Origin of the sequence: uncultured Merdimmobilis sp., from assembly GCF_902471145.1 — a bacterium.
GTDB classification, from domain to species: Bacteria; Bacillota; Clostridia; order Oscillospirales; family Ruminococcaceae; genus Merdimmobilis; species Merdimmobilis hominis.
On sequence record NZ_CABRJC010000003.1, the window covers coordinates 17,368 to 42,338 of the forward strand.

The following is a 24,971-nucleotide window of genomic DNA, read 5'->3' on the forward strand; positions in this document are numbered from 1 at the left end:
TCCCCTATGATCCGAAAAGCAGTAAAACAAGACGTGGAACCCATTATGGAGATCATCCGCGCCACCATTGAAGAGATGAAAAGCTACGGCAACACCCAGTGGAACGACCGTTACCCCCTGGCCTGCGATTTTGAAAAGGATGTGGAAAACGGCGACCTCTATGTGGATGTGGCGGAAGACGGCTCCCTGGCTGGGTTTGTCTGCATCAATAGCGTAGAACCCCAAGAGTACTCCCCCATGCCCTGGAAGTACCAAGGCCCTGTCTTGGTCGCCCATCGGATGGCGGTCAACCCACTATACCGGCGCAAGGGGATCGGGACCAAGCTTCTCGCCTTTGCCGAGCAGACGGCGCGGGATGCCGGTGCCGTCGCCGTGCGCACCGACACCAACTCCGTTAACGCCAAGATGAACGCCTTGTTCTGCAAATTGGGCTATGAGCTGGTTGGGCAGATTTCCCTTTTTGAGAACCCACATCTTTTCAATTGTTATGAAAAGCGGGTTTAGCCCTGCCTTTTTTGCCCATATTTGTGTCATCGGCCCTATGTTTCCCCCAATTTTACTGCCTCGAACCCTTGCATAATTGGAAAATTAATGTTAGAATGGGCTAAGATAAGGGAGTAGTTGGCGCAAAATTGCGTAACCCAGTCAACAAACTGGCCCTGCTTTGGGCCTGGCTGTGTTTGAAACAACGAGACTTGTCCCCGCTAAACAGCGGGGCAGGTCTCTTTTTTTGTGTTTCAGGACGCGCATTCAACCAGGAAAGGGGAAAACATATGAGTTTTTGGGAATTGATTCTGCTGGCGGTGGGCCTCTCCATGGACGCCTTCGCCGTCTCCATCTGCAAGGGGCTTTCGGTGCGCAAAGCAGGTGCGCGGGAGAGCGCCATCACCGGTTTGTATTTCGGCGGATTCCAGGCGATGATGCCGCTGGCCGGTTATTCCCTTGCCACCCATTTTTCTCAAATGATCACCAGTGTGGATCATTGGATCGCCTTTATCCTGTTAGGGCTCATCGGCGGCAACATGATCAAAGAAGCCTCCAGCGGGTGCGAGGAATGCGAACGGATGGATTCCTCCTTTGGCTGGCGGGCGATGCTGCCCATGGCCATCGCCACCTCCATCGACGCCTTGGCCATTGGAGTGACACTCGCCTTTTTGGAGGTAGATATCCTTCCCTCGGTGACCTTGATCGGCATCACCACCTTCTTATTCTCCGCCGCTGGGGTGAAGATCGGCAACCTGTTCGGAGCCAAGTACAGCACCCGGGCCGAACTGTTCGGCGGGGTGATCCTGGTGCTGATGGGGGGCAAAATCTTGATGGAGCACCTGGGCATTGTGTAACTTCATCTTCAAAAATAACAATTCCGCCTTACCCAACCAGGCAATTTTAAGCGCACCCGCTTAAAATTCCACAAATGTCTGAACTTATTTTCTGGACGGGATCTCTTTCTGCCAATTGAAAAGGAATATATTAGATGTTATACTATAAATAGTAATGCAAGGGGGCTTTTGCCAAAAAACAGGAGGTTGTAACATGAAAAAAGCATTTATCTCTGCTGATATTGAAGGGATGGAGGGCAACGTCTCTCGGCTGCAGTCCTGGAGATCTAAGCCTGACTACACCATTGCCCGCAAACGCTTAGCTGAGGATGTCAACGCCGCTATTCGCGCCTGCTTTGACTCGGGTTACGATGAAGTCTATGTCTGTGATGGCCATGGCGACATGGAAAACCTAATTTTAGAAGACATGGACCCCCGCTGCAAGCTCATTTCCGGCTCCATGCGCAACTCTTTACAGATGGAAGGCATTGACAGCACCTTTGATGCTTACATCTCCTTCGGCCATGCCGGCGCCGGACAACATGTGGGCGGCGTGTATGACCACTGCTTCAACGGCTTTAAAATTTACAACCTGCGCTTCAACGGAGTAACCATGAACACCGAGACCGTTGCTGACGCTCTGGTGGCCGGTTTCTATGGGGTGCCTCTGGTCTGCTGCATCGGCGACGTTGCTCTGGCTGAGGAATGCAAAGCCTTTGTTCCCAACATGGAGACTGTTGTGGTGAAAGAGGGCATCACCCGCTACTCTGCCGTGTCGATTCACCCCACCGTTGCCCGCAAGAAAATCTATGACGGCGTCATGGCTGCTCTGGCCCGCCGGGATGAGATTAAGCCCCTGCGCCTGGACAACATGGAAGAGCTGACTATGGAAGTGGATTATAAGGATTCCAATTCCGCTGACGCTGCTGTGCTCATCCCTGGTGTCAAGAGGCTCAATCCCCGCTCCGTCTCCTTCACCGGCGACCCTGAGACCGTATTTAAGCTTCAAGAGGTGTTGCTGTACCGCCTACTGGATGTGGTGGAATAGGCAACAAAAAGCCGCTATTTTTGAACGGTGGGTCCCCTTTCCCTATTTGGAATCCGCATACTTTTTTCCAGTTGGGGAACAGTAGGGATGGAACCATTTACCCCATTTATGGGATGTCCCCGCCGGACATTCCACCAGAAAAAGGAGGCTGCAATTTATGTTGGATCCAACCATTGTCACCCTATTAGACGACCAGTTCGGCAAGGAGCTGTTCTCCGCTTACCTTTATCTCTCCATGGCAAACTATTACGAGGAGGCCAGCCTAAACGGCTTTGCCAATTGGTTTTTTGTCCAGGCCCAGGAGGAACGGGATCACGCCATGCTGATCCGCACCTACCTGCTGGATAACAACGCCAAGATGAAGATGGGCGCCATCAAAAACCCTGAAGGGGATTTTAAAGACTTCCTAGACCCTTTGAAGGCTTCCCTGGAACACGAGCAGTATGTAACCCGCTCCATCCATGAAATTTACGCTGCCGCCTACCAGGCCAAGGATTTCCGCACCATGCAGTTCTTGGACTGGTTTGTGAAAGAACAGGGCGAAGAAGAAAAAACCGTTGAAGATCTGATCCAGCGGTTTGAACTATTCGGCCGGGACCCCAAGGGCCTCTACTCCCTGGATCAGGAGCTGGGCGCCCGCACCTATGTCCAAGCAACTTTACAGGCTTAACTTCCCTATTTCCAGCAAGAAAGCGGACGCCTCCCCTCCCGCGCATGGGATTACCCTTTGCGCTGCGGCAGAGGAGGCGTCCGCTTTCTTTTATTTGCCCAAGCTGGATGCCAGAGCTTACTGGCAGTGGGCCGCAAACTCATCGAAGATGCGCTGGTGCTGTGGACGCAGGCCGGAGAGCAGTTCCGGGTGCCACTGCACCCCAACTACATAGCGGTGATCCAACGATTCAATCCCCTCAATCAGGCCGTCTTCACTGCGGGCGGAGACCACTAGCCCTCCGCCAAGGCGGTCAATCCCCTGGTGATGCAAGGTGTTGACCCGCAGCGCATTTGCCCGCACTGCCCGGTGCAACCGGGTGCCGGACTCCACCCGGACACTGTGGGCGAGGCCGTGAAGTTTCTCCACTTGTGAGTGATCCAGGGAACCGGGCCGCTGGGTAGGGATATCCTGGAAAAGGCTCCCGCCGAAGACCACATTCATCACCTGAAATCCCCGGCAGATGGCTAAAATAGGCTTCTCTTCCCGAAGTGCCAACCGAAAGAGTGGGAGTTCCATAGCGTCCCGCACCGAATCGATGGGGCCGCATTGAAGGATCCGCTCCTCTCCATAAAGGGCTGGTTCCACATCCGCCCCGCCGGTGAACAAAAACCCGTCGTAGGCCCGGGCGATCCACTCCAGTTCCCCCTGGCTCACCACTGGGGGCAGAACCACCACCTGAGCACCCGACCGGCGCAACGAGGAAAGGTACATATGCTCCATATAACGTTGGTAAAGTTTTCCTCCCAGTGGCAGAACTGCAATAGTTGGCTGTTTCATCCAATCATCCCTTTCGGATTGTTTCTGGGCACACTGGCCCTTCCGGCGATACTGCTTTGGATTTGAGAAGCATCCTCCGCCAAAGGATTTGCCCGCGGCGTTTCACGAGGGGCTCTTCCCCAATGATCGCTTTGCGATTATTCTACCACAAAGTCTGCACAGACCGGAAAAATCCTGGTGCGGCTTCGCCGCAGGAGGGCCTTCGGCCCGACAAGGATTTCTTCCCCAATGATCGCTTTGCGATCATTGTAACACAAAACCCACCCAAATAGATGAATTTTTGAAAAAGAATTGGATCCTGTCCGGTGTAAAAACTATAGAAGGGTAGAAAAAGGGGCCGGATGGCGTTCATCCAACCCCGAAAGAGATTCTTATTCTTCCATGATGTCGTATAGAGGGATGTTGTTCTCCCGATCCGGGCCCACCGACACCATAGAAATCCGCACCCCGGCCAACTCCTCCATCCGTTTCAAATACGACTGGCAGTTGGCGGGCAAGTCCTCAAACCGGCTGATGCGGGAGATGTCCTCCTTCCAGCCGGGGAGCACCTCATAAACAGGTTTCGCTCGGGCGACCTTCTCAACCGCCGCAGGGATGTGGCGCACCACCGTTCCATCCACCTCATACCCTGTGCAGATTTTCACCTCCGGCAGGCCGGAGAGGATATCCAGCTTGGTGACCACCAAATCGGTGAGGCCGTTGATCACCGCCGCATGGTGGACCACGTTCATATCCAGCCAACCGCAGCGGCGGGGCCTACCGGTGGTGGCGCCGTACTCCCCACCCCGCTCCCGGATGAGGGAACCGGTTTCATCCAGAAGCTCGGTGACAAAGGGACCCTCCCCCACCCGAGTGGAATAAGCTTTCACCACCCCGATGATGTGGTCTAATTTCTGGGGGGCGACCCCAGCGCCGGTACATACCCCCGCCGCTGTAGGCGAAGAGGAGGTCACATAGGGGTATGTGCCGTAGTTGATGTCCAGCATCGCCGCCTGAGCACCTTCAAAGATCACCGTTTTATCCTGGTCCAGCGCCTCATTCACTTCGGTCACCGATTCGATGATCCTGGGCAGAATCCGCTCCCGGGCTGGCTTCAGCTTTTCCAGCAGCTCCCCAGCGTCGAAGGGCTCGCCGCCGTAAACCTTGGTGATCATCTCATTTTTCAGCTCGACCACATGTTTCAGTTTTTGGGAGAATGCTTCCCAGTCCTCCAAATCGCAGACCCGCAGGCCGGTGCGGGTGTATTTATCCGCATAACAGGGGCCGATGCCCCGTTTGGTGGTGCCAATTTTCCGGGTGTCATCCCGGGCTTCCTGCAAACAGTCCAGCCGCACATGGTAGGGCAGCAGCAGGTGGGCCCGGTCGCTGATAAAAATGTGGTCGGTACAAATTCCCTTGGAGGCAAGGACATCCATCTCCTCCAACAGGACAAAGGGATCCACCACCACCCCGGGGCCGATGATGCATTTGGCATTGGGGTTGAGCACCCCGGAGGGCAGCAGGTGGAGCACATTTTTCTGTCCGCCCGCCACCACGGTGTGGCCAGCGTTATTCCCCCCTTGGAAGCGAACGATACAGTCCGCCCGCTGGCTGAGGACATCGACAATCTTTCCTTTTCCCTCGTCCCCCCACTGGGTTCCGACGACAACATATCCAGGCATAAGAACGCCTCCTTTTCAAATCTCGATGTTAAACGGTCAGTTGAACCCGTTCGCCAAGCAAGTCTTTGTGCTCTTCCAGCAGGGGGTCAATACATCCGGTGAGGAACTCCTCCACCTGCTCCCCAGCCCTGCCAATGAAGTTTTGAGGGTCGAGAATCCCTTCGACTTCCTCCCGGTGAAGGCCGAAGCTGGGGTCGGCGCAGATCCGTTCGATCAGGTCGTTTTTCCCTCCATCCTCCTTGACCACCCGGGCTGCCTCAATGGAATGCTGCCGCAGCTTTTCGTGGAGTTCCTGCCGGTCTCCACCTTTTTTGACTGCGCTCATCATGATGTTTTCGGTGGCCATAAAAGGCAGTTCGCTCATCACTCGGGCGCGGATCACCTTGTCGTACACCACAAGGCCGTCGCAGACGTTCAGGAGAATCCCCAGGATGGCGTCGGTGGCCAGGAACGCTTCCGCCACTGCGATGCGCTTGTTGGCGCTGTCGTCCAAAGTGCGCTCAAACCACTGGGTGCCTGCGGTAAAAGCGGGGTTGAGGGCGTCTATCATCACATAGCGGGCCAGGGCGGTAATCCGTTCGCACCGCATGGGATTGCGCTTGTAGGGCATGGCGGAGGAACCGATCTGGTGGGCTTCAAAGGGCTCCTCCATCTCTTTGAAGTTTTGCAGGATCCGCATGTCACCAGAAAATTTCATGGCGCTTTGGGCGATGCCGGAGAGGGTGTTTAAAACCATGGAATCCACCTTGCGGCTGTAGGTCTGCCCACAGACGGGGATCACCTTGTCAAAGCCCAGTTCCGCGGCGATGGCCTGCTCCATGGCCTTGATTTTGACCGAATCCCCGTCAAACAGTTCCACAAAGCTGGCCTGGGTGCCGGTGGTCCCCTTGATGCCCCGCAGGGCCAGGTTGTCTAGGCGGTGCTCCACCTCCTGGTAGTCCATATAAAGCTCGTTCACCCACAGGGTGGCCCGCTTGCCCACCGTGGTCAGCTGGGCAGGCTGAAGGTGGGTATATGCTAAGGCAGGCATATCCTTGTATTTCCTGGCAAAAGCCGCCAGCAGGGCGATGACGCTTAAAAGCTTGCGCCGCACTAGCTGGAGGCCCTCCCGCATGATCAGAATATCGGTGTTGTCCCCCACATAGCAGCTGGTGGCCCCCAGGTGGATGATCCCTTTTGCCTCAGGGCATTGGACCCCATAGGCGTGGACATGGCTCATCACATCATGGCGGGTTTCTTTTTCCCGGGCGATGGCAACTTCATAGTTGATGTCGTCCTTGTGGGCCTCCAGCTGGGCGATCTGCTCCTCAGTGATGGGCAGGCCCTGGGCCTTCTCCGCCTTGGCGAGGGCAATCCACAGCCGGCGCCAAGTTTTGAATTTATTGTCCTCCGAAAAGATATACTGCATCTCCCGGCTGGCGTACCGGGTCTCAAAAGGGCTGATGTACCGGTCGTGTCGTTCCATAAACCTACGTCCTTTCCTTGTTGTTAAGCTTCAAACTGGCATTTGTCCCCCACCGCAGGCGGCGGCACTGGATAGTTGCCGGTAAAACAGGCATCGCAGATGCCGTGGGTGCAGCGGGGAACCAGGTTGGGCAGATCCTCCACCCCCAAATATCCCAAGCTGTCCACCCCGATGATCCAGGCGATTTCCTTCACCGAATGGCGGCAGGCGATGAGGTTTTCTCTGGAGTCCACATCCACTCCAAAATAGCAGGGATAGAGGAAGGGCGGTGAAGAAAGGCGCAGGTGGATCTCCTTGGCCCCGGCATCCCGCAGCAATTTGACGATCTGCCGGCTGGTGGTCCCCCGGACAATGGAGTCGTCGATAAGCACCACTCGCTTCCCTTGGACGGTGCTGGCCAGAGGATTGAGCTTGATGCGGACTGCATTTTCCCGCTGCTTCTGCCCTGGAGCGATAAAGGTGCGGCCGATATACCGGTTTTTCACAAACCCGACCCCATAGGGGATGCCGCTCTCCTGGGAATACCCCAATGCGGCGTCCAGCCCGGAATCGGGGACGCCCACCACCACATCAGCGCGGACAGGGTGCCGCCGGGCCAGCAACACCCCCGCCCTTAAACGGGCCTCATGGACACTGCACCCGTCGATGACCGAATCCGGCCGGGCGAAATAGATGTATTCAAAAATACACTGGGAACCCCGTCTGCCGCAGTGGGATTTGTGGCTGGTAATCCCCTCCTGGCTGACAGCTACGATCTCGCCGGGTTCAATGTCCCGGACAAAGACAGCCCCCACCGCGTCCAGGGCACAGCTCTCGCTGGCGAAGATGACGCTCTCCCCCAGCCGGCCCATGCAGAGGGGGCGGAACCCCATAGGATCCCGGGCGGCAATCAGCTTGCGGGGGCTGGTGATCACCAGAGAATAGGCCCCAGACAGCCGGTGCATGGCGGCCTCCACCGCCGCTTCGATGCTGGGCGCGGTCAGCCGGGCCCGGGTGATGGCGTGGGCGATGACCTCTGTGTCTGAGGTGCCGTAGAAAATGTCCCCTTGAAGCTCAAACTCCTCCCGCAGCTCGGTGGCGTTGGTCAGGTTGCCGTTGTGGGCCAGAGCCATATTCCCCTTGCGATGGCGGATGAGCAGCGGCTGGGCATTTTCCAGCACCTGACTGCCTGTGGTGGCATAACGGCAATGACCAATGGCAATCTGCCCCCGCTTCATCGACTTCAGCAGGGATGGTTGGAACACCTCACCAACCAGGCCCAAATTCTTGTAACAGGAGATCACCCCCCGGTCGTTGACCGCGATTCCGCAGCTCTCCTGGCCCCGGTGCTGCAAGGCATAGAGGCCGTGGTAACTGGCCGAGACCACATCCACCCCGTCAGGGCTGTAGATCCCGAATACTCCGCACTCCTCATGGAGTTCCGACTGCCACTCCATCATTATTCCCCCATCAGGCGCTTCATAACCTCTTGGTATGCGCCTTCCGCATTGCCCAAATCCCGGCGGAACCGGTCTTTATCCAGTTTTTCCCCTGTTGTGCTGTCCCAAAAGCGGCAGGTGTCGGGGCTGATCTCATCGGCCAGGATCACGGCTCCATCGGGAGTGCGGCCAAATTCCAGCTTAAAATCGATGAGGTCGATATCCGCTTCCTTCAAATACCCCCGCAGGATGTCATTGATCTGAAGGGCATAGGATTGGATTGCCTTCATCTCCTCCGGGGTAGCCAATCCCATGGCATAGACATGGGTCTCGTTGATCATAGGGTCGCCCAGTTGGTCGTTTTTATAACTGTACTCCAGCACGGTGGAAGCCATAGGGGTCCCTTCGGGAAGGCCCATCCGCTTGGCCAGGCCACCGGCGGCGATATTGCGCACTACCACCTCCACCGGGATGATCTCCACTTTTTTCACCAAGGTCTCCCGGTCGGAGAGCTGCTGCACATAGTGGGTCGGAATGCCCTTGGCCTCCAGCATCTGCATCAAGAAGTTGGTCACCTTGTTGTTGATGACCCCTTTGCCTTGGATCGTCCCTTTTTTCAGGCCGTTGAAGGCGGTGGCATCGTCTTTGTACTGCACCAGATAGAGATTCTCATCATCGGTTTTGAACACTTTTTTGGCTTTGCCCTCGTAGAGCTGCTCCCGTTTTTCCATTGCAAAGTACCCCCTGTTCAAAATGAAAAGGGCCGAGGTGCAGTTGCACCTCGGCCTTGTTTTTTAGAAATCTGCTTTTGGGGTATACGGGGTCCATGCGATTTTGCGCAGCGCATATTTGCAGCACTTTTGCATAAAGCACAACCTCCTTCTTGCTGTATCTCCCAAAAAGCCGATCCAAACGCCCGCTTGGATCACAGGGTTTATTTTAGTGGATATGGGGCAAGAAATCAATCTTTTTTGAATAGTTTGCCGCAGGTTCAGTGGGTTCCATAGATGGAAAAGGATTTTAAAGGAATTTTTTGTATTTTTCTACCAAACCCTCTTTCTGCAAGTGGAAACAGTTGGAATTTCATTTCCAAAAAAGATCTACTCGGCGGTGACTTCCAACGGGCAGACGCCCCCCTCCTCGAACTGTTTGAGGCTAGTGAGGGCGTTGCGCACCATGTCATCCCCTGCCTGGTCGGTGTAAAAGGCGATGTGATGGGTCATGGTCACATTGGGGAACTGGCGCAGATAGGCCATAGCCTGGTTTTGCAAGATGCTGCACCGGTGGTCCTGGAAGTAGATTCCCCCTTCCCCTTCGATGACATCCAGTCCCAAAGCGCCGATTTTCCCCGATTCCACCCCTTCGATCAGGGCCTGGGTGTCCATCAGTTCCCCGCGGGCGGTGTTGATGAGGACCACCCCGTCCTTCATTTTTTTGAGGCTCTCCCGGTTCACCATATGGCGGCTCTCCTCATTGAGAGGCACGTGGAAGGAGAGAATGTCGCTTTCTGCAAAAATCTCCTCCAAAGAGACATACTGGGCAATCCCCTCCAGCTCCTCGCTTGGATAGGGGTCATAAGCCAGGATCTTGCACCCAAACCCGGTGAGATTTTTCGCCACCGTCCGTCCGATGTGCCCAGTGCCCACAATACCCACTGTCAAGCAGCGCAGCTCCCGCCCCTGGAGCCCGTCGATGGTGTAGTCGTTGACCCCTTCCCGGGCGATGGCCTGTTTGGCATGGCGCAGGCACATAAGCATGAGCAGCACTGCAAAGTCGGCCACCCCGTTGGGGGCATAGGCCCCTTTACTAACCCGGATGCCCAGCTCCTTGGCGGCGTTCAGGTCAATGTGGTTGTAGCCGATGCTGCGGCAGGCGATAAACTTCACCCCGTTGCCGGCAAGGGCTTCCATCAGCTCCCGGTCCAGTCTGCCAGAGCCGGAGATGGAAACCCCTTCGCACCCTTTGGAAAGCTCTGCATTTTCCAGAGACAGGGTTTCGGTGCAGCGGATGACGGTGCAGCCCAGCTCCTTTTCATACCGGTCAAATGCCGCTGTTTCATATGGGCGGCAGGAATAAGCGGCGAGTTTCATACAAATATCCCCCTTTGATTGTCTAATTGTAATTCCAGTATATCGGTTTTTCTAGGCATACGCAACAAAAACCGGACGGTCTCCCGCCCGGTTTTCCCCCTCACAGGGTGAGATTGATTTTATTCTCCCCGTTTTGGATGACAAAATCCGCATCGGTCAATAGGCCGTCCTGCTTGCAGGAACTGGTCATGACCTCCATCTCCACCGAGAGATCCAGCATATCGTCCTCATAGAGGTTGGCATGCTGTTTTTCCATGGCGGATTTGATCTCTTTGAGATGCTTTTCCACCTTGTCCCGCTGGTCAGTCATAGTGCCGCTGCGCTCAATCCGCTCATATTTTTCCAGAATTGCCTGGAAGGTGGGCAGATAGTAGTGGAAAAACCGCTGTACCCCGGGGATGTTTTCTGGCTGCTCCCCCAGGGCGTCCAGGATTTTTTTAGCCGTTTTACAAATGGCCACCGCCTCGTCCTTGATGCCAGGGTCGTGGATGCGCAGTTCCACCTTCCAAATAGCGTCCAGGTATTGGTTGCCCTCGGCGAGGACCTGCTGGAGCATGGCGGCCCGCCCCTTAGAAGCAGGGGCCTCCATCTCGGTTTTGCGGGGGCGGAACACCACCCACATCAGCACAAACACGGCTGCTCCAGCCAGGAGGCCCAAGAGCCAATTTTCTGCAAACAGCCACACCACTGCGCCGGACAGGATGCCCAACACGCCGGGGAGGAGGTAACGGTTTAGATTCATACAGGAAACTCCTATCGTTTCAAGTGGATATGATATGTGGAAGCGCAGGGAGGATGGCAAACCAGGTTCCTCCTACCAGAGGAAGCCCTTGGGTGCGGGATTTCCCCGCACAGCAATTCTCCCCTTCTACCCCCGGATATCCAGCAGCTTCTGCTTCAGCTCGCCTTCGATGCGGCCCAGCTCCGCTTCGGCAGCGCGGCGTTTGGCACGGCCGTCCTCCTGGATTTTGACTACCTCGTCCAGGGTGGAGATCAGCTGTTGGTTGGTGTATTTGAGAGTCTCCAGGTCCACGATGCCCCGCTCGCTCTCCTTGGCCGCTTCCACTGTGCCCATTTTAAGGGTGTCCGCATTCTTCTTGAGGAGTTCATTGGTCATATCGGTGACTGCCCGTTGGGCCTCCATCGCCTCCCGGGAGTGGGCGATGCCCAAAGCCAGCACCATCTGGTTTTTCCACAAGGGGATGGTGTTGACCAATGTGGACTGGATCTTCTCCGCCATCAAGGCGTCGTTGTTCTGCACCATGCGGATCTGGGGCGCCATCTGGATGGATACCATCCGGGTCAGCTCCAGGTCGTGGAGTTTCTTCTCAAACCGGTCGCACATGGCGGCAAAGTCATTGGCCGCCTGGGCGTCCTCCGCCAAGCCGGATCGCTGGGCTTTGGCTTTCAGCTCCTCCAAAGTGGTGGAGCGGACATCGGCCAGCCGCTTTTTGCCGGCGAGGATGTACATGGTCAGCTCTTTAAAATAGGTCAAATTGAGGGCATACAGCTTATCCAGCATAGCAATGTCCTTCATCAGCTGCACCTGATGGCCGTCCAGCACCCCGGCGATTTTCTCCACATTGAGTTCCGCTTTGTCATAGCGGGCTTTCATCTTCTCCACCTGATTGGTGGCTTTTTTAAAGAGGCCAAAGAACCCGCCTTTCTCCTCTTCTTCCAGGGAGAAGCCCTTGAGCTCCACCACCAGATCGGTGATCGCATCCCCCACCTCGCCCAGGTCTTTGGTCCGCACACTCTGAAGGGCGCTTTCTGAGAAGGCGGCGATCTTCTTCTGGCAGGCTGCTCCGTATTGCAGGACGATGGTAGAGTTATTCACGTCGATCTTCTCGGCAAAATCGCTGACCATCTGCCTCTCCTCCGGGGAAAGGGAACTTTCGCTGAGATAGTCCGGGTTCTCCTCCGGGGCGGTGGCCAAGGCTTCCTCCGCCGCAGGCTTCAGCGCCAGGGAACTCTCCTCATAGGGTTCCAAGGTCAGCACGGGGGCGGCTTCCCCCAGCTCTAATTCGATGGGGTTCTTCTCGTTGGGCATGTGGTCTCCTCCTTTAATATCCCCGTCCCCTGTGGGACAAAGTTGGTCGTTCCAAACAACAGGCAGCTTCCTGGGCCTGTCAGATTCAGCCATATTTGTCTTTCATTATACACGGTTTCCCAATCCAGCGCAACAAAACTTCCCCCAGCGGATGGCAAAAGCCCCCCTGGGAATCTGAGGGGTCTGACGGTTCCGCTCTCCCAGGGAATGTCCCTATAAAAAAGCGCCGGATGCAGGCACATCCGGCGCTGGGCAGGTACTTTTACAGGGGAAAGAATCCCGCTATTTCTCCTCGTACAGCTCGATGATGGCGTCGTCCTGAATCACAAAGGCGATGCGCACCCCAGGGCCGATTTCCTGCGGCCCGAAGATGATCCGGTCGGCGGCGTCCAAATAGGGCTTCATGTCGTCCACCTTATAAGCCACATGGGGATTTTTGTGCATGATCTCCGGGAAAGGGGTTCCCTCCTCAAATTTCAGGTACTCGATTTTGTAATCGTAATCATCCACGTTGCTGGCCCAGAATTTCATGGCCTCGTTGTAGGTCATGCCAGGTTTTTTGTTGGTCACCGGGATGCCGATGTGCATGTAGGTTGCGGACATGGGGATCGCTCCTTTCACAAGATTACTTGCTGTTCTTCAGGTCGAGGAAGTATTCGTAGGCCAGTTTATCGGTATAGCCTTCGTGGACCACCTTGGCGATGGCTTTGGTCATGGCCAGCGGGTCTTCCGACTGGAAGATGTTCCGGCCCATGTCCACCCCGTGGGCCCCTTCGCTGATAGCGCGGTAAGCCATGGTCAGGGCCTCGTCCTCGGGGATCTTCTTACCTCCGGCGATGACAAGGGGCACCGGGCAGGCGGCAGCCACCTTTTCAAAATCCTCACAGTAATAGGTTTTGACGAAGCTGGCGCCGGTCTCGGCCAGGATGCGGGTGGCCAGGAGGAAGAACCGGGTATCCCGGGCCATCTGCTTGCCCACCGCTACCACCCCCAGGGTGGGGATGCCGTACTTGGTTCCGGCGTCCACCGTGCGGGAGAGGAGCTCCAGGGAGTTGCTCTCCCCCGGGGCGCCGATGAAGGTCTGTACCGCCATGCAGGCAGCGTTCATGCGGATGGCGTTTTCAATGTCGCAGGAAAAGCCTCCACCGGCGCTCATCTCCTCTTTGACTACCGAGGAGTCGTAGGTGACCCGCAGGCAGAGGGCCTTGTCGGTAGTGGGAGGGATACAGCTGCGCAGCGCGCCGCGGGTGGCCATCAGCACATCCACATCGTCCATCAACGGGGGGATGGTGACGTCCAGCCGCTCCAGCCCGGCGGTGGAACCCATGATGTAGCCGTGGTCAAAGGCCAGCATCACCGTGTTGCCCGACTTGGGGTTGAAGATGCGGGAAAGCCGGTTTTTCATCCCCCAATCACAGTGGTTGAGGCCCTTGAGGTAAAAGCCCTCCTGGGCGGGTTTTACATCCAGGTGATAATCTTTGGCAACTTTGTTGCCCTGGTTGTCAGCCATGTTGGTTCTCCTTTTATCAAACGGGATTACTTTTTCAGATAAGGGGTGTTGCAGGGGGCGTTCCAGTAATGGAGGAGTTCATCGTCCATCCGGGCCATGAACATCTGGAAACCGGCCTGCTCCTGGACGGTCAGCAGCTCGCCCACGTAGTTGGCGACAATCTCGATGTTCTTTTCCTTCAGATAGGATTCGCATTTGCGGTAGAGGATGAACAGCTCCATCAAAGTGGTGGCCCCAGTGCCGTTGAGGATCAGCATGACCTTCTCCCCCTCTTGGATGGAGAGGTCTTTGAGCAGGGCATCCACCATGATGACCGCTGTCTCATCGGCGGATTTCATTGCCTGGCGGCCGCCGCCTCCCTCGCCGTGCTGGCCCATGCCGATCTCCATCTCATCCTCGCCCAAGTCGGCCAGCATGCTGCCGGTGGAGGGATGGGTCGCCCCGCGGACAGCCACAGCCAGGGTGGCCATATTGTCGGCAAAGCGCTGGGTCACAGCCGCCACCTCTTCCAGGCTCTTGCCCTCGGCGGCAGCGGCCCCGGCGATTTTATAGGTGGGGATGCAGCCCACCAGACCGCGGCGGTCATCGCTGTTCTCCCGAGGGGCGTTGGCCACATCCTCCTGGGTGACCACCTTGATCACGTTGAGGCCCTCTTTTTTGCACTGTTTCATGGTCAGGTTGCCGGTGAGCATATCCCCGGCGTGGTTGAGGACGATGTACAAAACGCCTTTGCCCTTGTCCGCCATCTTAATGGCGTCCACGCAGGCCTTGGGGCCGGGCGCAGCAAAGACGTCGCCTACCACCGAGATATCCACCATGCCCTCGCCGACAAAGCCGCTGATGGCGGGTTCATGGCCGGATCCCCCTTGGGTGACGATGGTGACCCGGTCGGCGCTCTCCAACTTGTTGTTGATCACAGTATTCTGGGGCGCAAGGGTGACCAGATCCCGGTTGGCAGCGGCAAAACCCTCCAGCAGTTCCTTGGTCAAATCAGCTGGGTCGTTGATAAACTTTTTCATTTTCATGGCATTGTTCCTCCACTTCTGTTGTCCTATTTCGATGAAAAGCGGATTCCTCCGCAGGATTGCCGTAGATTTACCGAATGGCGGACGCCATCCCGGCAAAAAACAGGGCGGTGCTCACCGCGCCCGCATCGGGGGTGCCGATGGTCTGCTCCTTGTAGCTGCGGGCCCTCCCAAATTTAGAGACAAACCCCTCGCTGGCCTTGGCCCCGTCGGCCGCTGCTAAGGCAGCGGCATCCAGGACTGCCTTCACCTCGTCAGGGGCGGCCAAAGCGGCCTCCACTGCTGGGATGAGGGCATCCATCATGGTTTTGTCCCCTACCTTGGCGGTGGTGATATCCTCCATACTAGAGAGGCTGCCCGCCAGCATCTTTTTGAGAAGGGCGCCGTCAATCTGCGCCTCCTCCCCCAAGGGCTCGGCCAAGCCGCCGATCAGGGTGCCGTACAAGGGGCCGGCGCTGCCGCCATTGACCCCCATGATGCCCATGCCTAGATCTTCAATGAAATCGTGGATGCTGGCATCCCCCCAGCCGGCGGCCTCCTGCTCCAGCAGGGCGGCGATTTTGCCGATGGTCACACCGTGGTCGCCGTCCCCGAACCGGGAGTCAATCTCACTGAGGTGTGCGGCGTTCTCCTGCCAAACCCTGGCCGCGCCTAGAAACATAGCTTTCAAACTTTGTTTATCCAAAACCATTGGAACACCTCCAAACATCTGTTGTAACCTCTGTAACTTGATGATATCGTTTTCAAGCACTGATGTCAATCAAAAGCTGGATTTTCTATAAAAATTTGCAACTGTATCGTTTGTTTTTAGAGAGAAAGACAACAAAAACACCGAGTTCCCCACAAAGGGGAACTCGGTGTTACATATGTAACAAAGTTAAATGGGACCTCCGCATCGCTCCAGCGCCTCCTGTACCAGCCATTCCCGGGCGATGAGATGAGTGATAAGCCCGGTGCGCAGCGCCCCCAACAGGGTGCGGGGGGTGACGTTGGCCGAGCAGATGCCAATGACGTTGGGACACCGGGCCAACACGCCGGTGGGAATCTGGATGGCATAATCGGTGTCCGACCGGAGGATTTTTCCCTCGTCGTCGTAGAAATAGGCCAGCAGCCGGCCGGCGGGACGGCGGGTGCTCAGCATCTCACCATAGCGGGCGGCGGCGGCAAAGTCCGGCACCGATGAGTAGTTGCCGATGTTGACCAAGGCCACATCCAGCTGCTCCCATTGATGGTATACCGCCTTGTAGTGCTCCATCTGATGGATCAATTCCATGTCCTGCTGGGACTCGGCAAAGGCGGGGGTGTGCAGGTAATAAGGCTCTGCAAAGGTCTGCTGGGCAAAGATACGCACATTCTCATTGGGGTGGTAATTCCGGTTGGAAATGCCGCTGTTTCCCACCAAGGGACAGACCGTTTTCAAAGTGGACTGCCGGGGGGATTTTTCCTCCAGCGCGGTGATGAACTCCCCTATCACCGTCCCCCAGCCAATGCCGAAGTTGGCCCCCTCCAGCTCACAAAGGTAGTGGATGGCGGCTTCGGCCAGCTCCCGGTTCACCATGTTGTCATTGGCCGAATCCCCTACCAATGCCCCGCCCTGAATTCCAAAGGCGGCTTTGGCCCGGCTGAGGACTTGGCTGTCTCGCTCCCGCGGGGGGCGGATGCGGATTTCTACAATTCCCAGCTCCTTGGCCTCCCGGAGCATCCGGCTCACCAAGGGTCGGGAGACCCCGTAGATCTTGGCAATTTCGCTTTGCGTTTTTTCCTCTTGGTAATACAGCTGGGCGATGCGGACCAGTTTTTCCAATTTTTTTGCGCTGTTACTCATTGTTCTTCCTTATTGGGTCGTAGTGTTGTCGTTTTTTCTAGAAATCTATAATTTCACTGTATCACAAAGGCCCTTGGGATGCAACCCAAAAGCCCCAGGCCCTGCCAAAGGGCCCGGGGCTTTTTTCATGTCTCATTCCCGATTCTCAGGGGACTCTTCCTTCCAGGCATCGGCCTCCTTCTCCCACTGGATCCGGTGCTCTTCCAGCACCTGGGGAAGGTTCTCCGCAGCAAGGCGGGCAGCTGGGAAGTCATAAATGTTGACTTCCTCCCGCTGGTGGTCATAGACCGGATTGCCGTTTTTATCATATTCCACCACATCCGACAGGCGGATGGAATACCGAGCCACCGCCAGCTTCTCCCTTTGAAAGATGCCGTCCAGTTCCAAAAGCAGGCGGGCGGCCTGGTCATAGGAGATATCCTCGGTGTCCACCCAAAGGGTGACCTCCACCGGCAACGGCAGATGGTACCGGTCAAAAGGCATATCCAAGGTAAGGTCATTGGACATATCCTCCCCTGCTTCCAAGGTGCCGATGACCAGGTTGACCTTATGGGGGAACTGTTCCTGGACGATCTTCTCCACTAGGCCGTCCAGCTCCCCATCCAGGCGGCGGTAGGTGGAAAACCGGTTCCCCACCTCCGATTCATAGCGGTCCCAGATTTTCCCCCCACCGTAGTCGATGGAAAAAGCGGTGTCCTCGCTGATGGGCGAGGTGACAAAGCAGCTGTATCCCCCCGTTTTAAAATTGTAATGGGCGTTTTCCACGGAAAAATTCGCGCCAGGGTAGGTCTCCTTTACATAAGCTGTGATGTTTCGGGTGGCGATCAACGCGGAAATGGGGTTCCCCGCCGTGCCATTCCACAGGAAAAGCAGCAGGACGACAAGCAGAAGCCCCAGCCCCCCGGCGAGGATTCTCCTGAGCTTTTGCGGCTTCATTTATGATTCCCCCCTTTGAAAGGCAAAGGTGAAAAGGGCGGCGATCAGCGCGCCCAAGGCGGTCAGCGCCATATAGATAACGGCGAAAAACAGGGGCGGCACCAGGAGGTTTGCCCCCCATCCAGCACCCTGTCCCAGGGCGCTCCCCACCTGCCACAGATAGGTCAAGAGGCCCACCCCCGCCGGCACCAGGCGCCATCTTTTTTTCAGAAGGAGATACCCCATCGCCCCCGCGGCAGGCATCAGCAGAAAGTTGTGGAACATGGCCGATGACTCGGTGATCACCACCCCCAGAATGACCCCAGCCGCCAGGAGCATCATCCCCATGTGGGCCAGCTTTCGGCGGATGGAAGCCAAAACCTTGCTGTCGTCCACCTCCTGGCGGAATTCCTCCCCCAGGGCTTCCCGGCAGCTGGGGCAGACGGCGGTGTGATCCAACACCAGCTGTATGCTCTCCTCGCTGGCCACTCCATCCCGCACCAAGGGGATCAAGTCGAGGCACACCCCGCAGGGAACGTCTTGTTTTTTCATAGCAGCCCCTCCTTTTCCAAGGTTTGTTTCAGCCATTTTTTGGTGCGGAAATCGATGACCCGCGCCGAGTTTTCGGTGATGCCCAGCTCCCTGGCGATCTCCTGGTAAGGGGTGCCGTCCACCCGCAGGGCCACCACCCGTCGGGCTCGCTCTTCCTTTTCCCGGAGCAGTTCCCCCACGCGGGCCACTGCTTCCCGGGTGAGGAAATGATCGATCATCCCCTCCCCTACATACACCTCCAAAAGGTCGCTGTACTCCACCGTCTTACGGCGGCGGCGCAGCTCCTGGAGCCACACGTTCCGGGCAATGCCCAGTAGCCAGGTCTTTGAGGTGGAGTCCCCTCGGAACTTTGGGAGGCTTTGAATCGCCTTTAAGAAGGTCTCCGATAGCAAATCCTCCGCCAAGGAGGGATCCCGGGTCAAACTGAGTAGATAGCCGTAGACATCTTGTTTATAGGTGCGGTACAGTTCCTCCACCATGGCCTCCCCCTCCTTTCATCCAATGAGTCGCAGAATGGTCCACTTTGTTACAGGTTTGTATCAAAATTCCCTTCTTATCACTATACCAGAAAAAAACCCGTTTGATGAAATGTTCATCAAAAGTTTGACAAAATCCTATCCGCCTGCCCGGATGAAATAGGGATTATCACCAACAATTGTGGGAAAAGCCCTGTATTTTTTTCGACACATCCTGAAAAATCACTGGATTTTTCCAATAAGTTTTGCAAAATCTTTACTTTGCCGACACAAAATGCTACTATAAAAACGCCAGAACATAGCAGGCTGACCTAGCTGTGTTCAAACTGTTCATCTGCGCGGATTTGCCACGCGCCGGTGAGCATTATCTTTTAGGAGGATCTAATATGAAGAAACTTTTGGCATTAGTTCTTTCCCTTAGCCTGGCCTTCTCCCTGACCGCCTGCGGCGGCGGTGGGACCAGCAGTTCTGGGAGCGCTCCCGAATCCGGCTCTTCCACTTCCTCTGAGGCCGACGGTGAAAAATCCTTCGCCGGTGTAAAAATCCTGCATTTGATCAGTAATACCCGAGGCGACGGCGGCAACCACGACGCCGCAGCTGCTGCCGTTGAAAAAATGCGCGATGAGTACGGCGCAGAAATCAAGATCGTCGAGATGGGCAACTCCGCTGCCGACGTTCCCAAATACCTGCCCACTACCCTGGACGCCTGCGAAGAAGGTTGGGATTATATCGTCTGTGGCACCGCCCAGATGGTCGAACCTGTCATGGAGGCCAGCAACGAGTTCCCCGATCAGAAATTCATCGTCTACGACGCTGAAATCGTCCGGGAGAGCGAGGACCAGTACCCCAACGTGTACTCCTGCCTGTTCAAACAGAACGAGGCTTCCTTCCTGGCCGGCGCTATGGCCGCCCAGATGAGCGATACCGGTAAAATCGGCTTCATCGGCGGCATGGAGATCCCCGCTATCAACGACTTCCTGGTTGGCTACATCGACGGCGCCCGCTATATCAACCCTGACATCGAAGTCTACTCCGCTTTTGTAGGCAGCTGGAACGACGTTGCCAAGTGCAAAGAGATCGCCAACACCCAGTACCAGCAGGGTGCTTCCCTGGTGTTCCCCGCCGCTGGCCAGGCTTATCCCGGCGCCTTTGAAGCCGGTTTGGCCGCCCAGAAAATGTACTTGGGTTGCGACGTGGACCGCAGCATCTCCTATAAGGAAACCAACCCCGAAATCTGCGAATACATGCCCACTTCTGTGCTGAAATTCGTCGGCAACTCCATTGAGGGAGCTTTCCTGCGCATCATGGAGGGAGAGAACATCTTCGGCAAACATGAGACCGTCGGCATTGCGGAAAACTGCGTCGGTCTGGCCGAGAATGAATACTATGAGAAACTCGTCCCCGAAGAGGTTCGCACCAAACTGGATGAGATCAAAGCCGATATCGTCTCCGGCAAAATCGTGGTCAAATCCGCCTATGGTATGAGCCAGGATGAGCTCAATGCATTCAAAAATGCCTAATTCTTTCCCCTGCACCAAGGCACAAACGGTTTTCATGCAGCTAGGCAAAGGCTGCTGAAAACCGTTTTTCGGTTTCTATTCCATCGAATTCAACCACCTAGGAAAGGATGGGTCATTTCTGTGAGCGAACCTGTACTGTCCATGAAGGGCATCACAAAAATCTACGGCAACGGCATATTGGCCAACGACAAGGTGGATTTCTCGGTGAATGCCGGCGAGATCCACGCGCTGATGGGGGAAAACGGCGCGGGCAAATCCACCCTGATGAAGATGATCTTCGGCATTGAACACCCCGATGAAGGGGAAATCTACTGCCGCGGCCAAAAGGTGGAGATCAATTCCCCCACCGATGCCCTCAAACTGGGCATCGGCATGGTGCACCAGCACTTTATGCTGGTCCCATCCCTCTCGGTGGCGGAGAATATGGTCCTGCGCAGCGAGCCCCGAAAAGGCATGTTTCTGGACATGGAAAAGGCGGTGGCCGAGACCGAAGCCATTTCCCAAAAATACAACCTGCCCATCGACGCCCGCGCCCGGGTCTCCGACCTGGCAGTGGGGATGAAGCAGCGTGTGGAAATCCTCAAAGCCCTATACCGTGGGGCGAACATTCTCATCCTGGACGAGCCCACTGCCGTCCTCACCCCCCAGGAGACCAGCGAGCTGTTCAAACAGCTCAAACTGCTGCGGGAACAGGGGCACACGGTGATCTTTATCTCCCATAAAATCCGGGAGATTAAAGAGCTGTGCGACCGGATCACCATTCTGCGCAGCGGCCGGTCCATGGGCGTCTATAATGTAGACGAAGTCTCGGTGGAGGACATCTCCCGGCTGATGGTTGGGCGGGACGTGGTCTCCAAAATCGACAAAGCACCCAAGCACCCTGGAGCCCCTGTGCTGGAGGTAAAAAACCTCTCCTACGGATACGCACAAGAGAAAATGATGCTGAAAAACGTCAACTTCTCTGCCCGGGGCGGGGAGATTCTGGGCATTGCCGGGGTAGAAGGAAACGGCCAGCGGGAATTGATTGAGATTATTACCGGCCTTCGCCCAATCGAGGACGGGACCATCAAAATTGGCGGCAAGGACTCCAGCCATTTTACCGTGCGGCAGATCCGGGACGCCAAGGTGGGCCATATCCCTCAGGACCGGCTGACCTACGGCGCGGCCGGGGATTCCACCATCGCGGAAAACCTGATCTCCGACAAGAGCGACAGCCCCACTGTCAGCAACGGCCCCTTTTTGAGCGCCAAAAAGATCAAGGACTACTGCACCCGGCTCATCCGGGATTTTGAGATCAAATGCGCTGACGAGAATGTGTTGGTCAGGATGCTCTCCGGCGGCAATATGCAGAAGGTGGTCGTGGCCCGGGAACTGACTGGCGACCTCTCTCTGGTCATTGCCGACCAGCCCACCCGGGGCATCGATGTGGGCACCGCCAAGGCCATTCACGAAAAGCTGGTGGAGCTGCGGGACAGCGGCGTGGCTGTGCTGCTGGTCTCCGCCGACCTCAATGAGATCATGGAGCTTTCCGATTCTATGATCGTGATGTACGACGGCGAGATCGTCGCCTACTTCGAGGATGCCTCCACCCTCACTGAGGCGGAGTTGGGCCAATACATGCTGGGCGTTCAGCGCCAGACCGAAGACGAGATCCGGGAGGTTTGTTATGAGCAATAAAAAGCTGCTGCAATTCTTCGGGGTGATCAAAACCATGCTGGCCATCCTCATCGCCATGGTTTTGGCCTTCCTGTTTATCATGATGGTGAGCAAGGAGCCTCTGGCCGCCATCAAATCCTTCCTGACCGGCCCCTTCAGCACGGTGCGCCGGTTCGGCAACCTGATCGAATACTTCATCCCGGTCTGCTTTACCGCATTGGGGGTATGCGTCATGTTCTCGGTGGGCATGAGCAGCGTCATCGGTGAGGGATCGGTCTTCTTCGGCGGCTTGTTGGCGGCCTGGGTGGCCATCTCCTCCGGCTTTACCGGGATGCCTGCAAAGCTCTCCTCCTTCCTGATGGCAGGCGCGGTCTGCGGCGTTGTCGCCATGATCCCCATGTATTTAAAGCTGAAGTTTGACGCCGACCTGTTTGTAGGCTCTTTAATGCTAAACTACGTGCTCCTCTACTTGGGGCTGTACATCTTAAACTATGTCATCCGCGACCCCGATGTAGGCATGACCGCCTCCTATGCCATCCCCTCCGGGGCGGTACTGGGGACCCTCTTTAAGGGCACCAAAGTGACAAGCGCCCTGATCTTAGCCATTGTGGCCATGGTTTTGGTTTATGTCCTGATGGACAAGACCCACATCGGCTACAAAATGCGGCTCATCGGATCCAACATGAAGTTTGCCAAATACTCCGGGGTCAACATCTTCGCCATGTGCATGCTCAGCTCCTTTTTGGGTGGCTTCCTCAGCGGCGTGGGAGGTGCGGCGGAGATCCTGGGGCGGCACAACCGCTTCCAGTGGATGGCTCTCCCCGGCTTTGGATGGGACGGCATCCTGATTGCCACCATCGCCGGGTTTAAACCCAAGTTTGTGCCCATTGCGGCGCTGTTCATCGCCTACATCAAAACCGGCGCCGACATCATGAACCGCACCAGCGATGTGGCCAGCGAGCTGGTGGTGGTCATCCAGGCATTTATGATCCTGCTCATCGCAGCCAAAGGCTTCCTGGCTGGCACCCAGCAGAAACTGATCGTGAAAAACATCAAAGCCGCCGCAGCGCAGCCGGCAGAAAGCGAGGCATAAGAGATGAACGGTTTCTGGAGCGTCATTTTCTCAGCTGGGTTTGTAGCCACCATCATCCGGGTCACCACACCCATCATCTTCGCCTCTATGGCCTGCCTCATCGCCAAGAAGGCGGGGGTGCGCAACATCACCATTGAAGGCACCATGCTGGTTTCCGCCCTGGCGGGCGTCGTGGCCAGCGCTTACCTGAAAAACGTCTGGCTGGCCGTCCTCATCGGGATGCTGGCCGGGGTGGGCATCGGCCTCTTTCTGGGGTACTTCCACATCATCATGGACACCGACATCTGGCTGACCGGTATCGCCATCAACTTGATCGCCAACGGCGGCACCGTCTTCGCCATGTTCGCCATCACCGGCGACAAGGGCTCCACCGCCAGCCTGGCCAGCCTTACGGTGCCCAACATCAACATCCCCATCATAAAAGACATCCCCATTCTGGGGGAGATCCTCTCTGGCCACAGCTTTTTTACCTACCTGGCCATTGTCAGCGTCATCGTCATGTATGTGCTCCTGTATAAGACCCCTCTGGGCCTTCGGATTCGGGCGGTGGGCGAATACTCTATGGCGGCGGAATCCGTAGGGGAAAATTCCAACCGGATCAAGCTGATCGCCCTGGCCCTCTCCGGCATGTTCGCCTCCTTTGGCGGAATGTTCATGTCCATGTCCTATGCCAGCCGCTTTGTGCGGGATATGATGGCGGGCCGCGGCTTCATTGGCATCGCAGCGGAATCCATGGGAGGCGGCCATCCTTTTGGCGCGGCCTTTGCGGCGGCGATCTTCGGCGTAGCAGATGCTCTGGCCAATGTGCTGCAATCCTTTAGCATCCCTTCGGAACTGCTGCTGATGATTCCCTACCTGGCCACCATCGTGGGCCTGGTGCTCTACTCCATCCGCCGTCAGGAGGCGGAGAAAAAGCGCATCCAAAAGATGCGCCAATCCAACACTGTCAAGGAGGGTTAACCTGTGGTCATTGATTTTCGCTCTCGTCCCCCGTACAAGAGCTTTGCCACCAACACTGCCCTCTTCCCCCGCAAGGTGGATGAGGATTTTGAGAGCCCCGAGTTGGTTCCCGCCCTCAACATGAACAGCGGCGAGATGGAATCGGCCCGCACCTGCGATATGGATCTCTACTTCCAGGAGATGGAGAAAGCTGGCATCGACCTGGCGGTAATCCACGGCCGCCAGACCCCCACCGAAGGGTATGTCCCCAACGATGAGATCGCTGAACTGGTCGCAAAATACCCCAATAAGCTGCTGGGCTTTGCCGGCATCGACCTTTCCGATATCCCCGCTGCCGTCCGGGAGATTGAGCGCACCGCCAAGGAGTTCGGCTTCAAAGGCGTTTCCATTGAGCCGGGGTACTTTGGCCTCTACACCGACGATGAGTGCCTCACCCCCATCTATGACAAGTGCCAGGAGCTGGGCCTGATCGTCTCGCTGACCGACAGCATCTTTGTGGGGCCGGATATGAGCTATGCCCACCCGGTTCACATCCAGCGGATCGCCAACCGTTACCCTGATGTGATCTTCACTGTGGACCACGGCTGCTGGCCTTTTGTCCAGGAGGCGCTGGGCATGGCGTTGATCTGCCCCAATGTCTACCTGTTCCCCGATTTTTACTGCTACATCCCCAACATGCCCTTTGCGGATGAGTATGTGAAGGCGGCCAACTACTTCCTCAAGTACCGGATGTTGTTTGCCACTGGTTACCCCATCCGCTCCATGATCCAGAGCATGGAGCAGTTCCGGGCCCTCCCCTTCCGGGAAGATGTGCTGGAACAGCTGCTGTCTGAAAATGCCAAGCGGATTTTGAAGCTGTAATATTTTTAAACCCCCTCGCTTCGTTGGAAGCGAGGGGG

Annotated in this window: 25 protein-coding genes; 9 read left to right on the plus strand and 16 right to left on the minus strand. The window is 56.4% G+C overall.

The window, feature by feature from the left end; translation table 11 throughout:
* The first annotated feature begins 6 nt into the window (after nucleotides 1-6).
* The 4 genes from RDQ42_RS02845 (at nucleotide 7) to RDQ42_RS02860 (ending at nucleotide 3,037) form a co-directional block, all read left to right on the plus strand.
* Nucleotides 7-504, plus strand: coding sequence for a GNAT family N-acetyltransferase (locus tag RDQ42_RS02845; RefSeq protein ID WP_054331099.1), 498 nt, complete (start codon nucleotides 7-9; stop codon nucleotides 502-504).
* Between the two features lie 269 nt (nucleotides 505-773).
* Nucleotides 774-1,340, plus strand: coding sequence for a manganese efflux pump MntP family protein (locus tag RDQ42_RS02850; RefSeq protein ID WP_231358434.1), 567 nt, complete (start codon nucleotides 774-776; stop codon nucleotides 1,338-1,340).
* 193 nt (nucleotides 1,341-1,533) lie between these two features.
* A complete protein-coding gene (locus RDQ42_RS02855) occupies nucleotides 1,534-2,367 on the plus strand; it encodes a M55 family metallopeptidase (protein WP_071427126.1) in 834 nt (277 codons plus the stop codon).
* Between the two features lie 157 nt (nucleotides 2,368-2,524).
* Nucleotides 2,525-3,037, plus strand: a complete 513-nt coding sequence (locus RDQ42_RS02860; protein WP_071427127.1) for a ferritin — start codon at nucleotides 2,525-2,527, stop codon at nucleotides 3,035-3,037.
* Nucleotides 3,038-3,154: 117 nt separating this feature from the next.
* Here RDQ42_RS02860 and RDQ42_RS02865 read toward each other — a convergent pair whose 3' ends face one another.
* The 16 genes from RDQ42_RS02865 to RDQ42_RS02940 all read right to left on the minus strand — a co-directional run bounded on the left by RDQ42_RS02865 (nucleotide 3,155) and on the right by RDQ42_RS02940 (nucleotide 18,846).
* Nucleotides 3,155-3,856 (minus strand): gamma-glutamyl-gamma-aminobutyrate hydrolase family protein, encoded by a 702-nt coding sequence (locus tag RDQ42_RS02865; RefSeq protein WP_308588244.1) that lies wholly within the window; start codon nucleotides 3,854-3,856, stop codon nucleotides 3,155-3,157.
* A 371-nt stretch (nucleotides 3,857-4,227) separates the two neighbouring features.
* The gene (locus RDQ42_RS02870; protein WP_071427129.1) at nucleotides 4,228-5,517 is read right to left on the minus strand and encodes an adenylosuccinate synthase; all 1,290 of its coding nucleotides are present in this window, start codon (nucleotides 5,515-5,517) and stop codon (nucleotides 4,228-4,230) included.
* Between the two features lie 28 nt (nucleotides 5,518-5,545).
* The gene (purB, locus tag RDQ42_RS02875) at nucleotides 5,546-6,982 is read right to left on the minus strand and encodes an adenylosuccinate lyase (RefSeq protein WP_308588246.1); all 1,437 of its coding nucleotides are present in this window, start codon (nucleotides 6,980-6,982) and stop codon (nucleotides 5,546-5,548) included.
* A gap of 23 nt (nucleotides 6,983-7,005) precedes the next feature.
* On the minus strand, nucleotides 7,006-8,421 hold the full coding sequence (purF, locus tag RDQ42_RS02880; protein WP_353533107.1) for an amidophosphoribosyltransferase: 1,416 nt from the start codon (nucleotides 8,419-8,421) through the stop codon (nucleotides 7,006-7,008).
* Nucleotides 8,421-9,131, minus strand: a complete 711-nt coding sequence (gene purC, locus RDQ42_RS02885) for a phosphoribosylaminoimidazolesuccinocarboxamide synthase (protein ID WP_054331095.1) — start codon at nucleotides 9,129-9,131, stop codon at nucleotides 8,421-8,423. The genes purF and purC overlap by 1 nt, the downstream gene beginning before the upstream one ends.
* 369 nt (nucleotides 9,132-9,500) lie before the next feature.
* Complete coding sequence (locus RDQ42_RS02890; RefSeq protein ID WP_231358439.1) at nucleotides 9,501-10,490, minus strand: D-isomer specific 2-hydroxyacid dehydrogenase family protein; 990 nt, start codon at nucleotides 10,488-10,490, stop codon at nucleotides 9,501-9,503.
* Between the two features lie 100 nt (nucleotides 10,491-10,590).
* Nucleotides 10,591-11,232: a 5-bromo-4-chloroindolyl phosphate hydrolysis family protein gene (locus tag RDQ42_RS02895; protein ID WP_054331094.1), complete on the minus strand. Its 642-nt coding sequence runs from the start codon at nucleotides 11,230-11,232 to the stop codon at nucleotides 10,591-10,593.
* A gap of 126 nt (nucleotides 11,233-11,358) precedes the next feature.
* The gene (locus RDQ42_RS02900) at nucleotides 11,359-12,540 is read right to left on the minus strand and encodes a toxic anion resistance protein (protein WP_231358440.1); all 1,182 of its coding nucleotides are present in this window, start codon (nucleotides 12,538-12,540) and stop codon (nucleotides 11,359-11,361) included.
* A gap of 282 nt (nucleotides 12,541-12,822) precedes the next feature.
* The gene (locus RDQ42_RS02905) at nucleotides 12,823-13,143 is read right to left on the minus strand and encodes a hypothetical protein (protein WP_231358441.1); all 321 of its coding nucleotides are present in this window, start codon (nucleotides 13,141-13,143) and stop codon (nucleotides 12,823-12,825) included.
* Nucleotides 13,144-13,165: 22 nt separating this feature from the next.
* Nucleotides 13,166-14,050 (minus strand): 3-hydroxy-5-phosphonooxypentane-2,4-dione thiolase, encoded by an 885-nt coding sequence (gene lsrF, locus RDQ42_RS02910; RefSeq protein ID WP_231358442.1) that lies wholly within the window; start codon nucleotides 14,048-14,050, stop codon nucleotides 13,166-13,168.
* A gap of 26 nt (nucleotides 14,051-14,076) precedes the next feature.
* Entirely contained in the window at nucleotides 14,077-15,075 is a 999-nt protein-coding gene (locus tag RDQ42_RS02915) for a dihydroxyacetone kinase subunit DhaK (RefSeq protein ID WP_071427135.1), read from the minus strand.
* 70 nt (nucleotides 15,076-15,145) lie between these two features.
* The gene (locus tag RDQ42_RS02920) at nucleotides 15,146-15,766 is read right to left on the minus strand and encodes a DAK2 domain-containing protein (RefSeq protein WP_071427136.1); all 621 of its coding nucleotides are present in this window, start codon (nucleotides 15,764-15,766) and stop codon (nucleotides 15,146-15,148) included.
* Between the two features lie 186 nt (nucleotides 15,767-15,952).
* Nucleotides 15,953-16,900, minus strand: coding sequence for a sugar-binding domain-containing protein (locus RDQ42_RS02925; protein WP_308588250.1), 948 nt, complete (start codon nucleotides 16,898-16,900; stop codon nucleotides 15,953-15,955).
* Between the two features lie 132 nt (nucleotides 16,901-17,032).
* Nucleotides 17,033-17,836 (minus strand): hypothetical protein, encoded by an 804-nt coding sequence (locus tag RDQ42_RS02930; RefSeq protein ID WP_054331089.1) that lies wholly within the window; start codon nucleotides 17,834-17,836, stop codon nucleotides 17,033-17,035.
* On the minus strand, nucleotides 17,837-18,367 hold the full coding sequence (locus RDQ42_RS02935; protein ID WP_071427138.1) for a zf-HC2 domain-containing protein: 531 nt from the start codon (nucleotides 18,365-18,367) through the stop codon (nucleotides 17,837-17,839). It lies immediately after the preceding gene.
* Nucleotides 18,364-18,846, minus strand: coding sequence for an RNA polymerase sigma factor (locus RDQ42_RS02940; RefSeq protein ID WP_054331087.1), 483 nt, complete (start codon nucleotides 18,844-18,846; stop codon nucleotides 18,364-18,366). Before RDQ42_RS02940 ends, RDQ42_RS02935 begins: the two co-directional genes overlap by 4 nt.
* Nucleotides 18,847-19,229: 383 nt before the next feature.
* Here RDQ42_RS02940 and RDQ42_RS02945 point away from each other — a divergent pair, with 383 nt between their 5' ends.
* The 5 genes from RDQ42_RS02945 to RDQ42_RS02965 all read left to right on the plus strand — a co-directional run bounded on the left by RDQ42_RS02945 (nucleotide 19,230) and on the right by RDQ42_RS02965 (nucleotide 24,933).
* Nucleotides 19,230-20,363: a BMP family protein gene (locus RDQ42_RS02945; protein WP_071427139.1), complete on the plus strand. Its 1,134-nt coding sequence runs from the start codon at nucleotides 19,230-19,232 to the stop codon at nucleotides 20,361-20,363.
* 120 nt (nucleotides 20,364-20,483) lie between these two features.
* The gene (locus tag RDQ42_RS02950; protein WP_071427140.1) at nucleotides 20,484-22,040 is read left to right on the plus strand and encodes an ABC transporter ATP-binding protein; all 1,557 of its coding nucleotides are present in this window, start codon (nucleotides 20,484-20,486) and stop codon (nucleotides 22,038-22,040) included.
* Complete coding sequence (locus RDQ42_RS02955) at nucleotides 22,030-23,112, plus strand: ABC transporter permease (protein WP_054331085.1); 1,083 nt, start codon at nucleotides 22,030-22,032, stop codon at nucleotides 23,110-23,112. Before RDQ42_RS02950 ends, RDQ42_RS02955 begins: the two co-directional genes overlap by 11 nt.
* A 3-nt stretch (nucleotides 23,113-23,115) precedes the next feature.
* Nucleotides 23,116-24,072 (plus strand): ABC transporter permease, encoded by a 957-nt coding sequence (locus tag RDQ42_RS02960; RefSeq protein WP_054331084.1) that lies wholly within the window; start codon nucleotides 23,116-23,118, stop codon nucleotides 24,070-24,072.
* A gap of 3 nt (nucleotides 24,073-24,075) precedes the next feature.
* Entirely contained in the window at nucleotides 24,076-24,933 is an 858-nt protein-coding gene (locus RDQ42_RS02965) for an amidohydrolase family protein (RefSeq protein WP_054331083.1), read from the plus strand.
* The last annotated feature ends 38 nt before the right edge of the window (nucleotides 24,934-24,971 follow it).